We start from the raw sequence: 14820 nt of genomic DNA, 5'->3' as shown, positions 1-14820 counted from the left end.
CCCCGGCGGAACCGGGGCGTTGCGGTGCGTACGGGACGATCCGGCGATCAGCCCACGCGGGTGAGCTTCGCGCCGAAGGTCGGTTCGGCGAGGTCCTTCTGGAGTGCCACCGGGACCGTGGCCTGGCCCGGACCGCTGCCCGCCGTCAGCACGCCGACCTTCGTGCCGGCCTTCGCCGTGTGCGGGATGGCCTTGCCCTTGTCCGTCAGCCCCAGCTTGACCGTCAGGCCGTTCCAGCCGACCGCCTTGAGGTCCTCGGTCGCCACGACCGGCGTGGTGCCGCCGAGACCGTCGTCCACCACGCCGACGACATCGCCCTCCTTCACGACCGTACGGTCCTCCAGGGCGCCCTGGGTGGTCGTGAGCAGGTCCTTGCTGATGGCGTTGGCGGTGTCGATGATCGGCGGCCGGTGCTGGCCGAGCACCGCGCCGACGATCAGCTGCGTCGTGTCACCGACCTGCTGCGTACCGGCGAAGAGCAGGTTGCCGCCCGCCTTCGAGGTGGAGCCGGTCTTGAGGCCGATGGCGTTGTTGTACGGCGGCAGGGTGTTGAAGTTCCGCCAGGTCTTGCCGGAGGGGTCGGTCCACGTCGGCAGCTTGGTGATGTCCACCAGCGAGCGGATCTCCATCGCCTTCTTGCCCAGCTTCACCTGGTCCTGGGCGGTGCTGACGGTGGTCTCGATCAGACCGCTGGGGTCGGTGTACGTGGTGTTCTTCATGCCGAGGTCCTTGGCGGTGGCGTTCATCTTCTTGACGAACGCCTCCTGGGAACCGGCGTCCCAACGGGCCAGCAGCCGGGCGATGTTGTTCGCGGAGGGGATCATGACCGCGGACAGCGCGTCCTTCTGCGAGATGTAATCGCCTTCCTTGACGGTGTCGAGGACCGACTCGTCACCGTGCCCGGCGCCCTTCTTGCCGTCCTCCTCGGCCTGCTTGTCCACCCGGATCATGTCGCCCTTCTTGCCGGGCTTCAGCGGGTGGTCGCGCATGATGATGTACGCGGTCATCGTCTTGGCCACGCTGCCGATCGGGATCGGCTTCTGCTCGCCGTACGAACCGATCGGGCCCAGGCCGGACACCTCGACGTACGCCTGGCCCTCGGTCGGCCAGGGCAGGGACGGCTTGCCGCCGTCGAAGGAGTACGTGGCGTCCGAGGTCAGCGCGAGCGTCGGGTCCGGGAGCGGGCGCACGGCCTGCACGATCACGAAGACCAGCAGGAGCAGCAGGACCAGCGGGGTCCAGATCTTGAACCGCCGCACGATGGTACGGATCGGAGTCTCGGGCGGCGGCGGGGTGTTGGTGAGCTGCGCGAGCAGGTCGAGCGGGGGCAGCGGCTGCTGCTTCGTCCGCTCGGATTCGGGCAGCGGGGCGCCTTCGGGGGCGGCGGAGGGCGGCTGAGCGGCGGCGGACGGCTGTGCGGCCGGTTGCGGGCTGGGGCTCGCCGGGGCCGGGGCCTCGGCGGCCGGCGGGAGCGGGGCGGCGCCGGGCTTGCCGGACGGCTTGGCGACCTCCTTGCCGACCGGCTTCGGCGGCTTGACCGGCCGCTCGTCGGCCGACTTCAGCGCGACGAACTGGCTGGTCCGCTCGGCGTCCCGCTCGAGGGCGCCCTTGCCCTTGCCGGACTTCTCGGCGTCGTCCTTTTCCTTGCCGGGCTGCTTGGCGTCTTCCTTACCGGGCTTCTCGGCGGCCTTGGGCGCCTTGTTGTCCTCGGATGCCTTGCTGTCCTCGGCGTCCTTCTTGGCGGCGCCCGTCTTGGCGTCCGCCTTCGCGTCCTTCTTGGCCTCGCTGCCGGTGGACTCGGTGTCCTTGTCCTTGGACGTGGCGGCGGCTTCGGCCTTCTTCGCGATCTCGGAGCGCTTGGGGATGGCAGCCGCGGTGGCCTTACGGGCCTCCGCGTCCTTCTTGGCGCCGCTCTCCGGGTCCTTCTCGGCGGCCTTCTCGGTGGCCTCGGCGGAGGCCTTCTTCTCACCCTTCGGCTTTACGGCAGCAAACACTCGGGTGGCGTCATCGGCCGGGGCCGGCTTCGGGGCCACGGTGCCGAAGACGGCCGTCGGCTGGTCCGGCTGGGCGGCGCCCTTCTTGGCCTTGCCGCCGGGCTTCCGCACGGGCAGCGCGGACTCCGCTTCGGGGTCGGCCTCGGCCGCGCCACCGGTCTCCGCGCCGGCCTCGCCCTCGCCCTTGCCCTCACTCTTGCCCTCGGCGGCATCGCCGCCCTCAGAGGCCTCAGAGGTGTCAGAAGCGCCCTCAGGGGCACCCTCGCTCGACTCCGCGCTCTCCGCGTCACCCGCGTCACCCGGGGCGTCCGAGGCGTCCTTGCCGGCCACCCAAGCGGCCACCGCCGCCTTCAGCCGGGCATCGCCGCCCTCGCCGCCCTCGCCGCCCTGGCCGCCTTCCTCGCCGCCGTCCCGGCCGCCTTCCCGGCCGTCCCGGTCGCCCTCGGAATCGGAATCGCTCTTCTCCCCGGTCGCCGCAACCGAATCCGGCTCCGCGGGCGTCTCCGTGGGCGGTTCCGTGGACGCCTCCTCGGATGCCTCGCCGGACTCGGATGCCTTCCCGGACGTCTCCGTATCCGTCGGTGCATCACGGAGGACCGCGAGCCGCGGATCGCGTTCGCTCTCCGCCGTCTCCCCCGACGACTGCTTCTGCTCCGACCTGTCGGGGGACTCGCCCGCCACCGGTATCTCCTTCATACGTCGCGCTGCTGATCTGCCCAGTGTTGCCAAGTGTCCTGTGTGCGAGAAGCGCGGCTGCGCCGCCGCGCTGTCCGGGGCTCGCGCCCCGCCCTCGGAGGCTGTCGCCCACGCAGTAGACGAGAACGACATACCTACCGGTTCCCTGCCGAATCACCCACGCACTCTCGACAGATGAATGTGAGAGGGGTCACCCTGTCATTCATCCACGCGGGGAGGCATGGATGGGCAGGAGCCGCAGAACAATTCCGGAGGAGCTTCTGCTGCTCGCTTTGGACCCGGCCACGGGAACCACAGCGCAGCCGCAGTCGCTCGACCTCGGTCTGGCCGGGGCCCAGCTAGTGGAGCTGGCTCTGGCGGGACGGATAGCCCCTGACGGGGATCGTATCGCCGTGGTACTGCCACGGCCGACTGGAGATCCGACACTGGATTCGGCGCTCGAGTTGCTGCGACGGCGCGGCAGCCCGGTGCGCGCGGTCCACTGGATCGGCGGGCCCCGACTGGGGCTGCGCCAGACCTACCTCACGCATCTGGAGCGGTGCGGCATGGTGCATGCCGTGGCGGGTCAGATGTGCGGAGTACTGCCGACGACTCGCTACCAAGCGACGGACACGGCCATCAGCCGGGAAATCAGGGCCCGGCTGGACAACGCGATCCGCACCGGCGTACCACCGGACCCGCGGACCGCGGCGCTCGCCGCACTGGCCCACGCGGTCGGCCTCGGCAAGCACCTCTACCCCGGGAACGAGGGGCGTTCATCGCGCTCCCGCCTCCGGGATCTCATCCGGCACGACCCCATGGGCGGGCTGGTCGCGCACGCCGTCATGGACGTGCAGAACGGCGTCGCGGCGCAGCCGAGGCGCGCAACGGCAGCGGGGCCGGGCCCCGGAGCCGGCCGGCAGCCGGCCGCCCGGGCCACGGACGGGACGCCAGGCGTTCCGGCGCAGCCCATGCGGGGCAGCATGGCCCGCGTCGGCGCCCGTTAGCCAGGTAGACAGCACACCCTGTACGGACAGCACCGTACGGACAGCACCCCGGTACGGACAGGACCGGACGGACAGGCCCCCGGGACAGACAGTTCCCGGGGCAGAACGGACAGCTTCCGGGGCAGACAGGACCGGTACGGACAGAACCGGGACGGACAGGAACCGGACGCGCCTCACAGGACGGGACAGCAGCAGGACGCCGCCGACCCCAGGGCGGCACCGGCACGAGCAGCGCTCGCGCGGCAGGCAGCGCGCGACGGCTGTCCGCGCCGACCCACCCCGTCCGCAGCAGCACCCCTCACGCACGACCGCAGTACCGACAACGTAGCGCCCGGCGCCGAACCGACCGCCAACACGCAGTACCCGGCGGCCGAACAGCCGGCAACGCAGCACCCGGCAACACACCGCAGCACCGTCCCCAGATCCCGTCCGGGAGCCGCAACAGGCGCGGGGTGGTGGACCTGCCGTTCTGGACGACGGCGGGCCCGCCACCCCGCGCTCCTTTTCGAGCCCTTTTCCGGCCCTCCTCGGCCGCCTGCAGGCCCGGCGCCCCAGCGGCGCTCCCGCGGCCCCCCAGCAGGCGCGTACGGGCCGCACACCGCCTTCCAGGTCCCCGGCCCACGACCCCGGACGCCGATTCCGCTTCCGCGCCCGTACACGCCCGCGTACACGCCCCCGTACGCCCTCCCGGTATCCGCCCGTACGTAGCAGCGGGCGCCGTCCGGCCCCGCGCATCCCGTAGGGCGTCTCGTACCTGTGCCTACCTTGTCCGGCCATTTCCCAGCGCGGCGCCGACCGGTGGTGGCAATCTGCTGAACAGGAAAAAACAGCAGTCCGGAGCCGGAGGTGCACGTCCCGTGGCGTCCAATGTGAATCCCACCGTCAGGCGACGCCGGTTGGGCCAGGAGCTGCGCAGGCTCCGGGAGCTCAAGGGCATGACCGCGGAGGAGGTCGCGGAGCGGCTGCTGGTCTCGCAATCGAAGATCAGCAGGCTCGAGAACGGCCGCCGCAGCATCAGCCAGCGCGACGTCCGAGACCTCTGCGGGGTGTACGAAGTCGAGGATCACCGCATCGTCGATTCGCTGATGCAGATGGCGAAGGATTCGCGCCAGCAAGGCTGGTGGCACGCCTTCGGCGACATCCCGTACAGCGTCTACATCGGCCTGGAGACCGAGGCCGCCTCGCTGCGGGTGTACGAATCGCTGCTCGTGCCGGGCCTGCTGCAGACCCCCGGTTACGCGGAGGCGGTGATCCCGGGGACCGTCCCGGAGCTGGCGCCGGACCAGTTGGAGAAGCGCATCCAGGTGCGCATGCGGCGCCAGGAGCGGGTCAGTGATCCGCACACCCCGCTGCGGCTGTGGGTCGTGCTGGACGAGAGCGCGCTGCGCCGCGTCGTCGGCAGCCACCTCATCATGCGCGAGCAGCTGGAACACCTCGTGGAGATCAGCAAGCTGCCGCACGTGACGGTCCAGGTGCTGCCGTACGACACGGGCGCGCACGCCGGGATGTCCGGCACGTTCTCGATCCTGGAGTTCGACGACGCGGCCGACTCCAGCGTGGTCTACATCGAGGGCGTCACGAGCGACCTGTACCTGGAGAAGACCAACGACGTGCACAAGTACACGATCATGTACGAGCATCTGCGGGCCCAGGCGCTCAACGCCGATCAGAGCCGGGAGTTCATCGCCGAAGCCGCCAAGCAGCACGCCGACAGCACGCGGTAGCGGCTTTCCCGGAGCTTCCCAGGGGCCTCCCGGAAAGGAAGCGGGCACAGTACACCTGCGCCGGCCCCCTTGAAAAGAGATCAAGGAATATGCCATACAGATGGGTGATACCCCTCTGGCGTCGGTGATGTTGGCGCGTAGCGTCATGCATACCGAATCCGCGCCAAGTCGCGGCAACCCAGAGCGAGTCGGAGTAAACATGGCAACCAAGCCCAATTCCGCATTTTCCTGGACGAAGTCCTCGTACTCCGGCGGCAACGGCGCCTGTGTCGAGATCGCCGTGCCGGCCGCCGAGGCCATCGCGGTGCGCGACTCCAAGGACCCCGACGGCCCCCGGCTGACGTTCGACACCGCCGCCTGGAGCACGTTCGTGGCGGAGGTCGGCGCCGGTACGTACGACGTGGCCTGAGCGGCCCGCCGTCCAGCCCCTCAGAAGTCCGCATTCCGCACCCAGATCCACACAACTCCACAGCTCCATCGCCTCACCACACCGCACCACCGCAACGGGCCCTCTCGACTGGATCGCCGTCCCGGCCGAGGGGGCTCGGCCTTCCCCGTCCGGCGTCGCACCTCCCCCGACGCCGCCTCCCCCGGGGGAAGTTGGAGCTCGCAGGAGCCCCAGGAGTGCCCACAATGCGGATACCTGTGCGAGACGTATATCCGGAGACATAAGCTCCCTGCACCTTGCAGCTAACGCCGGTTAACGGCGTGAGCGCGAGACGAGCGATTGGAGCCAGCCACCATGCCCGGAGCCGCATCCGCCACTGCCACGACCGCCTCCACGGCCGTATCCCTGGCCGCTTCCGCCGAATTCGCCGCCGGTTCCGTACCCGCAGCGCCTGTCCCCGGGCTCGCCGGGCGGGCGTCGCGGACCGGGGCCTCGCCCGTGCGGGAGATTCTGGCGCTGACGGCGCGGCCCGAGGTGATCTCGTTCGCCGGTGGGCTGCCGGCTCCGGAGCTGTTCGACGCGGACGGCATCGCCGACGCCTTTCGGCACGTACTGGCGGACCGTCCGCAGCAGGTGTTGCAGTACTCGACCTCCGAGGGCGACCCGGCGCTGCGCGGGATCGTCGCCGAGCGGGCCACGGCGCGCGGCCTGGCCACCGACCCCGACGACCTGCTGATCACCACCGGCTCGCAGCAGGGCCTCACGCTGCTGTCGACCGCGCTGCTGGAGCCGGGTGACACGGTCGTGGTGGAGGCGCCCTGTTACCTCGCGGCCCTGCAGATCTTCTCGTTCGCGGGCGCCCGGGTGGTGTCCGTGCCGTGCGACGACGACGGGCTGGACCCCGAGGCGCTGGACGAGATCGTCGCGCGGGAGCGGCCGAAGCTGCTGTACACCGTGCCGACGTTCCAGAACCCGACCGGGCGCACGCTGCCCGCCGAGCGCCGTGCCGCGATCGGCGCGGTGGCGGCGCGCCGCGGGCTGTGGATCGTGGAGGACGACCCGTACGGGGAGCTGCGCTTCGAGGGCGAGCCGGTGCCGTGGGTGGCGACCTACCCGGGCGCCGAGGACCGTACGGCGCTGCTCGGCTCGTTCTCCAAGATCATGTCGCCGGGGCTGCGGCTGGGCTGGCTGCGCGCGCCCGCCGCACTGCGGCGCGCCTGCGTGATCGCCAAGCAGGCCGCCGACCTGCACACCTCGACCATCGACCAGGCGGCCACGGCGCACTATCTGGCGCACGCCGACCTGGCCGCGCACCTGGACCGGGTGCGGGTCGCGTACCGCGAGCGGCGGGACGCGCTGCTCGCGGGGCTGGGCGACGCGCTCCCCGAGGGCTCGCGCTGGAACCGGCCCACGGGCGGCATGTTCGCGTGGGCGCAGCTGCCGGCCGGGTACGACGCGGCGGAGCTGCTGCCGTCGGCGATCGAGCACGACGTCGCGTACGTCCCGGGGGCGCCCTTCTTCGCGGGGCAGGCCGACACGGCGACGATGCGGCTGTCCTTCGTGACGCACTCCCCGGAGGAGATCCGGGAGGGGCTGCGACGGCTGGGCGCGGCCCTGCGCTGACGCCCTTCCGTATACGGCTCCGTATACGCCCTCCTCTCATGCACCGCACGGGATCCCGCTCCCGTGCGGTGCTTTTTGCTGTGCAGAGCCCGGCGAAGTGTCCGCTCATGGTGCGGGCGCCGCCGCGGGCACGACAACGAGGCACAGGGTCAAGAGAGAGTAAAAATGTTCGGTTAGGTGACTGAAGTTCATATCCATGACCCGCGAACCCTCTTGACCGGCCCCCGTACGAACGATTCAATCCCCGGAGTCCCCAACTCCCGCACGGGGGCGCCGCCGAGGCGAAGTGCTGTTGCGTTCTTGCACGTTCACAAGGCGGACCCCTTGGAGGGGGCATGAACGGTCTCGACTGGGCTGTACTCATCGGATACTTCGGCGTCATGGTCGCCATTGGCCTGTGGTCGCACAAACGCGTCGACAACGTGAGCGACTTCTTCACCGCGGGCGGCCGGATGCCCTGGTGGCTGTCCGGCATCTCGCACCACATGTCCGGGTACAGCGCCGTGATGTTCACCGGGTACGCGGGCATCGCCTACCAGTACGGCATCACCTCGTACGTCACCTGGTCCTTCCCCATCGCGATCGGCATCGCCATCGGGGCCAGGCTCTTCGCCGGCCGGCTCAACCGGCTGCGCTCCCGGTTGCACGTCGCCTCGCCGCTCGAATACCTGAAGACCCGCTACAACCTCCCCACACAGCAGGCGCTCGCCTGGTCCGGCGTACTGCTGAAGATCGTGGACGTGGGCGCCAAGTGGGCCGCGATCGCGACCCTGTTGTCCGTGTTCACCGGGGTGTCGCTGAACCAGGGCATCCTGATCACGGGTGCGGTCACGGCCGTCTACTGCACGGTCGGCGGGCTCTGGGCGGACGCGCTCACCGAACTGGGGCAGTTCGTCATCCAGTTGCTGGCGGGTGTGGCGATGCTGGTGACCGTGCTGGCCGAGCTGGGCGGCGTCAGCGCGCTGTGGACGGTGTGGGACGACCTGCCGGACACCCACACGCAGCCGACCGTCGGCCCGTACACGCTGACCTTCCTGCTCGCGTACCTGTTCATCAAGACCTTCGAGTACAGCGGCGGCATGTGGAACCAGGCGCAGCGCTACATGGCGACGAGCAGCGCCCGTGAGGCGCGGCGCTCGGCCCTCTTGTCGGCCGCGCTGTGGTTCGTATGGCCTGCGGTGCTGTTCTTCCCCATGTGGGTCGCGCCGCTGCTCGTGAAGGCGCAGAAGCCGGACGCGTCGGACTCGTACGCGCTGCTCACCGAGCACCTGTTGCCGCACGGGCTGCTGGGGCTGGTCATCGTGGGCTTCTTCTCGCACACGATGGCGATGTGCTCGTCGGACGCCAACGCGATCGCCGCGGTGTTCACCCGGGACATCGCGCCGGCCGTCTCGGCGAAGGCGCGCGACTGGTCGCACCGGGCGGGCCTGGTGGCCGCGCGGCTGTCCACCCTGGCCTTCCTCGGGCTGTCGATGGCGATCGCGACGCAGGTGAACTCGCCGGCCTTCGCCGGCATCATCTCGGTCGTGATCAAGTGGGTGGCCGGTCTGGTGGGGCCGATCTCGATCCCGTTCCTGCTGGGCATGCTGCCGGTCTTCCGCAGGTCGGGGCCGGTCGCGGCGCTGACCTCCTGGGCGGCGGGCCTCTTCGCCTTCTGGCTGACGAACTACGGGATCGCCGACGTCTCGCTGCAGATCCAGATCGTCTCGCCGGTCGCCGTCTCGCTCGTCCTCTTCGTGCTGATCGGGCTGGTGAAGCCGGAGGCCACGCCGGAGCGGGACGCGGTACTGGCCCGGATCAACTCCGACGGGGACGACGACGGTCCCGGTGCGGCGGCGCTCGCCGTACCCGAGCAGGCCGCTCCGCAGGACCAGAAGAAGCCGGTGTAGCCGCCGTACCCGGGGCGCGCCGCTGTGCCCGTAACGGAGCAGCGCTTCGGGCTCACGCCCTCGGGTACCGCGCCAGCCACCCCGGTGCCGAGTTGCCGGGTCCGTGGAGCGCGGGGCCCTGGGTCATCTCCATGGCGAAGTCGTCGGCGAGCTGGAGGACGGTGGCGCGGCCCTCCAGCTCGACCAGCCAGACCGGCGGCAGCGCCGTCTCGCCGTGCAGAGTGCCGAGGAGGTTGCCGCACATCGCGCCGGTGAGGTCGGAGGCGCCGCCGTGGTTGACCGCGAGCAGCAGCCCGTGCCGGATGTCCTCCGCGACCAGCGCGCAGTACACGGCGATGGCCAGCGCGCCGGCGGCGTGTCCGGCCTCGCCCAGCGACTCGACCCGGGCGGGGGTCGGCATGCCCTGCCGTACGGCGCCCAGCGCCCGCTTGAGCGCGTCGGTGGTCTCGTCGTGGCCGGGACGGGTGGCCAGGTGCGCCAGCGCCTTCTGGACGGCGCTGTCGAGGTCCTCGCCGCGGGCGAGGGAGTGGGTGATGACGGCGAGCGCGCCGGCCGCGAGATAGCCGGTGGGATGGCCGTGGGTCTGCGCCGCGCACTCCACGGCGAGCTGGAAGACCAGCTGCGGCTCCCAGCCGACGAGCAGCCCGAAGGGGGCCGAGCGCATGGCGGCGCCGCCCCCGTTCGCCTGCGGGTTGCGGGGCGCGTCCAGGGTGCCCATGACGCCGTCACCGAGGCCGGTGAGGCACTCGCGGGCCGGGTCGCGGCGGGCGTACAGCCACTCCTCGCGGGCCAGCCAGCCGTCGTCCGTACGGCGCTCGTCCGGGCCCCAGTCGTGCTGTGTGACGGCCCAGCGCCGGTAGGCGCGGTACAGGTCGGTGGGCGGGTGCCAGGCGCCGGTGTCGCGGCGTACCTGGGCCCGTATGAGGCCGTCGACGGTGAAGAGGGTGAGCTGGGTGGCGTCCGTGATGGCGCCGCGCTGACCGAAAACCACGGCGTAGTCCGTGAGCCCCTCGGCGCCGTGTGCCTGTCGGAGGGCGTCGAGCGAGGCGTGCGCGGCGCCCGCGCCGAGCGCGTCGCCGATCGCGCCGCCCAGCAGGCAGCCACGCACCCGGCTGCGGAAGTCCTGCTGCTCGGCGCGGCCCCAGATGGCGTTCCCGCCGCCCGCTGCGCTCACTGTGTCCCTCCTGGCACTGTGCCCTCCTGGACCCGTGCTGCCGCTCCCGACGCCCTTCTGACGCTCGCTGACGCAGGGCACTGTAATCGACAGGGTTTCGGCCACTAACGGGCAGGAAGGGAATGCGAAGAGGCGCCCCAGAGGCGGCTTTTGATCGTTACCGGAACTTTCCGGTCACCTGTGCAATATCGGCCCAGGAGTCATCCTCCGCCCCTGGTGTGGGCATGCTCCGACCATGTCCGAGTACGAGTGGGACCGCACGACCATGGCCGTCGTCGCGTGCGCGCTGGCCGGGGACAGCGAGGGGGCGGTGGAGCTGCTGCGCCCGCTCCCCCAGCGCGACACCTGCCATATCGCCGTACGGCTCGCGGCGATGGCCGCCGACGCGCTCATCACCGCGGCGGAGGATGCCGGCGGCGACCGGGCCGAGGCCCTCGCACGCTGGCAGCAGTGCATCCTCCAGCACGAGACGGAGCACAGCGGGGAGGGGTGAGAACGAGCCACGAGGGGCCTCCGGAGCGTCTCCGGAGGCCCCTCGCGTCGTCGCTTCCGTACGGGCGCCGGCTAGTCCAGTACGGGCAGCAGCTCCGGCAGGTGGCCGTCGGAGCGCCGGGCCGCCTCCTGGCGCTCCTCGGACACCGGCCCGTACGTGGTCGTACGGGCCCGGGCCGGGCGCCCGGCCGCCTCGGCGATGGCGACCAGATCGCGCACCGACCGGTAGGAGCCGTAGCTCGACCCGGCCATCCGGGAGATCGTCTCTTCCATGAGCGTGCCGCCCAGGTCATTGGCGCCCGAGCGCAGCATCTCGGCCGCACCCTCGGTGCCGAGCTTGACCCAGCTGGTCTGGATGTTCGGGATGTACGGGTGCAGCAGCAACCGTGCCATCGCGGTCACCGCACGGTTGTCGCGCGAGGTGGGCCCCGGTCGGGCGATGCCGGCGAGGTAAACCGGCGCATTGGTGTGGATGAACGGCAGCGTCACGAACTCCGTGAAGCCCTCGACGTTCTTGGCCAGCGCCGACTTCTGGATGTCGGCCAGCAGCCGCAGGTGGCCCAGCCAGTGACGCGGCTGGTCCACGTGCCCGTACATCATCGTCGAGGACGAGCGGATGCCCAGTTCATGCGCCGTCTTGATGACCTCGACCCAGGTGGCGGTGGGCAGCTTCCCCTTGGTCAGCACCCAGCGCACCTCGTCGTCGAGGATCTCGGCGGCCGTACCGGGGATGGTGTCCAGCCCCGCCTCCTTGGCGGCGGTCAGCCACTCCCGGATGGACATGCCCGTACGGGTCGCGCCGTTGACGACCTCCATGGGCGAGTACGCGTGCACGTGCATCCCCGGGACACGTTCCTTCACCGCCCGCGCGATATCGAAGTACGCGGTGCCGGGCAGATCGGGGTGGATGCCGCCCTGCATGCACACCTCGGTGGCGCCCACGTCCCACGCCTGCTGCGCGCGGTCGGCCACCTGGTCCAGCGAGAGGGTGTACGCGTCGGCGTCCGTACGGCGCTGCGCGAAGGCGCAGAACCGGCAGCCGGTGTAGCAGACGTTGGTGAAGTTGATGTTGCGCGTGACGATGTACGTCACGTCGTCGCCGACCGTCGCCCTACGGAGGTCGTCGGCGATGCCGCACAGCGCATCCAGGGCCGGCCCGTCGGCGTGCAAGAGGGCCAGCGCCTCGTCGTCCGTGAGCTTCGTCGGATCGTCGGCCGCCTGCTTCAGGGCGGCCCGTACGTCGGTGTCGATGCGCTGGGGCGCCATCCCGGGCGCCGCGGCCTCACGGAGCGCCTCCCAGTCGCCGTACACCTCGTCGAAGTCGTTCCGGCGGTCGCCGGTGCGGCCCTCGGTGTCGATGGTGCGGTGCAGGTCCGTCCGGCCCGAGCCGTGCAGCGAGAACTCCTCGTCCGGCTCCTGCCAGGGGTGCCCCTCGACCACCGCGTCCTCGCGCGCGAGGCCCGTCTCGGGGTCGGCGAGCGCCCGCACGTGCGGCAGCAGCCGCGGGTCCAGCCAGGGCTCGCCGCGCAGCACGAACTCCGGGTACACCGCGAGGCGTTCCTTCAGCTGGAAGCCGCTCTCGGCGGAGCGTGCGGCCAGCTCCTCGATCTGGGGCCAGGGGCGCTCGGGGTTGACGTGGTCCGGGGTGAGCGGCGAGACGCCGCCCCAGTCGTCGATGCCGGCCCCGATGAGCCGCCCGTACTCCGCGTCCACCAGGTTGGGCGGCGCCTGAAGGCACGCACTCGGCCCCATGATGTGCCGCGCGACCGCCACGGTGGCGACCAGGTCGTCCAGCTCCGCGTCCGGCATCCCGCGCATCGCCGTGTCCGGCTTGGCGCGGAAGTTCTGGATGATCAGCTCCTGGATGCCGTGGTACGCACGGGAGACGCGGCGCAGCGCGAACAGTGACTCCGCGCGCTCCTCGTAGTTCTCCCCGATGCCGATCAGCAGTCCGCTGGTGAAGGGCACGGAGCTGCGGCCGGCGTCCTCCAGGACGCGCAGCCGTACGGCGGGCTCCTTGTCGGGCGACCCGTAGTGCGGGCCGCCCGGCTCGCTCCACAGGCGCTCGGCGGTGGTCTCCAGCATCATGCCCATGGAGGGCGCGACCGGCTTGAGCCGCTGGAAGTCCGTCCAGGACATGACGCCCGGGTTCAGGTGCGGCAGCAGCCCGGTCTCCTCCAGGATGCGGATCGCCATCGCGCGCACGTAGGCGAGCGTGTCGTCGTACCCCTCGGCCTCCAGCCACTCGCGCGCCTCGGGCCAGCGGTCCTCGGGCTTGTCCCCGAGGGTGATCAGGGCCTCCTTGCAGCCCAGTTCGGCGCCGCGGCGGGCGATGTCCAGGACCTCGTCCGGGGACATGAACATCCCGTGCCCCTCGCGGCGCAGCTTGCCGGGCACGGTGGCGAAGGTGCAGTAGTGGCACTTGTCGCGGCACAGACGGGTGAGCGGGATGAAGACGCTCTTGGAGTACGTGATGACGCCGGGGCGGCCCGCGGCGTCGAGCCCCGCGTCCCGTACCCGGGCGGCGGAGGCACACAGATCGTCCAGGTCCTCGCCGCGCGCCTGGAGGAGGACGGCCGCCTCGGCCGCGTCCAGCGCCACGCCGTCCCGCGCGCGCCTCAGCGCCCGGCGCATGGCGTTCGCGGTCGGCGCGGGGCGCCGGTTTCCCTGCGGGGGCTGCTCGGGTCCCTGCGGCGGTTGCTCGGATCCCTGCGGGCTGGAAGTCATCCTCCGAGGATACGAGCGGGTGCCGGGGCGGCCGACGGACCGCGGAGACCGTTTTGTGTGCGGATGATCACGCCATACGGAGGTTCCCTCCGACTACCGTCCGGGCAGACATCCGGGGGCACCCGGGCACCGTCGCGCCCCGCCCCCCGCGCCTCACAGGTACTCCGCGTACGCGTCCAGCGCCCGCAGTACCTCACCCTCGCCCGCCGCCGGCAGCTGGACCACCACCTCGTCGATGCCCAGCTCCTGAAAGTGCGCCAGCTTCCCGGCCAAGGGCCGCACACCGTACGGGACGACCACCGGCTCCCCCTCGCGCCCGGCCTCGGCCCACACCCGGCGCAGCTCCGGCAGCGCCTCCGTGAGCCCCCGCCCGCCGATCGGCAGCCAGCCGTCCGCGTACTCCGCGGCGTGCGCGAACAGTGTGGGCCCGGCCCCGCCGCCCACCAGGATGCGCGGCGCGCCCTTCGTCGGCTTCGGGTACGCGTGGCTCGCCCGTACGGAGCCGAACGTCCCCTCGTACGCGGTCGGTTCGTCCGCCCACAGGGCGCGCATCAGCGCGATCCTGTCCCGGGCGAGCGCCCGCCGCGAGGACCACTCCACTCCGTGGTCGGCGGCCTCCTCCACGTTCCAGCCGAAGCCGACGCCCAGCGTGAACCGGCCGCCGGAGAGGAAGTCCAGGGTGGCGACCTGCTTCGCGAGGCCGATCGGGTCGTGCTGGGCGACCAGCGTGATGCCCGTGCCGAGCGCCAGCCGCTCGGTGACGGCCGCGGCCTGGCCGAGCGCGACGAACGGGTCGAGGGTGCGGCCGTACTCGCGCGGCAGCGGCTCGCCCATCGGCGCGGGGGTGTCGCGGGAGGCCGGGATGTGGGTGTGCTCGGGCAGGTACAGCCCGGCGAACCCGCGCTGTTCCAGCTCGCGGGCCAGCCGCACCGGCCGGATCGTCTCGTCGGTGAGGAAGATCGTGGTCGCGATCCGCATGGTCCGTCCCTCCGCGTCGGCAGCCCCGTTCAAGGGCGTGTGGGCGCATGTTGCCGCACCGTCGCCGAGTTATCCACAGGCCTTTCGCGTCGTGTCACACCCGCGTACAACAGTTTTCACATGACGCGAAAAACGTCCGAAGACACTGG

General features: G+C 71.3%; 10 protein-coding genes. 6 read left to right on the top strand and 4 right to left on the bottom strand.

The genetic code is table 11. The annotated features are described in order from the left end of the window. Positions 1–47 precede the first annotated feature (47 nt). Positions 48–2690 (bottom strand): D-alanyl-D-alanine carboxypeptidase, encoded by a 2643-nt coding sequence (locus tag AB0I82_RS26600; protein WP_363259849.1) that lies wholly within the window; start codon positions 2688–2690, stop codon positions 48–50. 224 nt (positions 2691–2914) lie between these two features. Between AB0I82_RS26600 and AB0I82_RS26595 the strand changes: the two genes are divergently transcribed. From AB0I82_RS26595 to AB0I82_RS26575, 5 genes are all read left to right on the top strand, one after another. After that, entirely contained in the window at positions 2915–3676 is a 762-nt protein-coding gene (locus tag AB0I82_RS26595) for a GPP34 family phosphoprotein (protein ID WP_223734875.1), read from the top strand. An 857-nt stretch (positions 3677–4533) separates the two neighbouring features. Further along, complete coding sequence (locus tag AB0I82_RS26590; RefSeq protein WP_030261813.1) at positions 4534–5400, top strand: helix-turn-helix transcriptional regulator; 867 nt, start codon at positions 4534–4536, stop codon at positions 5398–5400. A gap of 199 nt (positions 5401–5599) precedes the next feature. After that, positions 5600–5809: a DUF397 domain-containing protein gene (locus tag AB0I82_RS26585; protein ID WP_223734877.1), complete on the top strand. Its 210-nt coding sequence runs from the start codon at positions 5600–5602 to the stop codon at positions 5807–5809. Between the two features lie 333 nt (positions 5810–6142). Continuing rightward, positions 6143–7411: a PLP-dependent aminotransferase family protein gene (locus AB0I82_RS26580; protein ID WP_363259848.1), complete on the top strand. Its 1269-nt coding sequence runs from the start codon at positions 6143–6145 to the stop codon at positions 7409–7411. A 335-nt stretch (positions 7412–7746) separates the two neighbouring features. After that, the gene (locus AB0I82_RS26575; RefSeq protein WP_363259847.1) at positions 7747–9300 is read left to right on the top strand and encodes a sodium:solute symporter family protein; all 1554 of its coding nucleotides are present in this window, start codon (positions 7747–7749) and stop codon (positions 9298–9300) included. A gap of 52 nt (positions 9301–9352) precedes the next feature. On the opposite strand, the gene AB0I82_RS26570 is transcribed toward AB0I82_RS26575, so the two are convergent. Next, a complete protein-coding gene (locus tag AB0I82_RS26570) occupies positions 9353–10474 on the bottom strand; it encodes an ADP-ribosylglycohydrolase family protein (protein ID WP_363259846.1) in 1122 nt (373 codons plus the stop codon). Between the two features lie 235 nt (positions 10475–10709). On the opposite strand from AB0I82_RS26570, the gene AB0I82_RS26565 reads away from it, so the two are divergent. After that, positions 10710–10967: a hypothetical protein gene (locus AB0I82_RS26565; RefSeq protein WP_030261803.1), complete on the top strand. Its 258-nt coding sequence runs from the start codon at positions 10710–10712 to the stop codon at positions 10965–10967. Between the two features lie 71 nt (positions 10968–11038). Here the strand turns inward: AB0I82_RS26565 and AB0I82_RS26560 are convergent, their stop codons facing one another. Together AB0I82_RS26560 and AB0I82_RS26555 are read right to left on the bottom strand one after the other, a co-directional pair. Beyond that, complete coding sequence (locus AB0I82_RS26560) at positions 11039–13693, bottom strand: bifunctional FO biosynthesis protein CofGH (protein WP_363259845.1); 2655 nt, start codon at positions 13691–13693, stop codon at positions 11039–11041. A gap of 153 nt (positions 13694–13846) precedes the next feature. Beyond that, entirely contained in the window at positions 13847–14671 is an 825-nt protein-coding gene (locus tag AB0I82_RS26555) for a TIGR03619 family F420-dependent LLM class oxidoreductase (protein ID WP_363259844.1), read from the bottom strand. Positions 14672–14820 lie beyond the last annotated feature (149 nt).

The sequence above is a fragment of the Streptomyces sp. NPDC050315 genome (assembly GCF_040655775.1).
Lineage (GTDB): Bacteria > Actinomycetota > Actinomycetes > Streptomycetales > Streptomycetaceae > Streptomyces.
Note: the sequence above shows the minus strand (reverse complement) of the source record. Positions and strands in the feature narration are given on the sequence as shown.

Bases quoted from the DNA above. Each gene is read 5' to 3' on its own strand.
- AB0I82_RS26560 (WP_363259845.1), bottom strand. From the start codon at position 13,693: ATGACTTCCAGCCCGCAGGGATCCGAGCAACCGCCGCAGGGACCCGAG.
- AB0I82_RS26580 (WP_363259848.1), top strand. From the start codon at position 6,143: ATGCCCGGAGCCGCATCCGCCACTGCCACGACCGCCTCCACGGCCGTA.
- AB0I82_RS26600 (WP_363259849.1), bottom strand. From the start codon at position 2,690: ATGAAGGAGATACCGGTGGCGGGCGAGTCCCCCGACAGGTCGGAGCAG.
- AB0I82_RS26595 (WP_223734875.1), top strand. From the start codon at position 2,915: ATGGGCAGGAGCCGCAGAACAATTCCGGAGGAGCTTCTGCTGCTCGCT.
- AB0I82_RS26575 (WP_363259847.1), top strand. From the start codon at position 7,747: ATGAACGGTCTCGACTGGGCTGTACTCATCGGATACTTCGGCGTCATG.
- AB0I82_RS26555 (WP_363259844.1), bottom strand. From the start codon at position 14,671: ATGCGGATCGCGACCACGATCTTCCTCACCGACGAGACGATCCGGCCG.
- AB0I82_RS26585 (WP_223734877.1), top strand. From the start codon at position 5,600: ATGGCAACCAAGCCCAATTCCGCATTTTCCTGGACGAAGTCCTCGTAC.
- AB0I82_RS26565 (WP_030261803.1), top strand. From the start codon at position 10,710: ATGTCCGAGTACGAGTGGGACCGCACGACCATGGCCGTCGTCGCGTGC.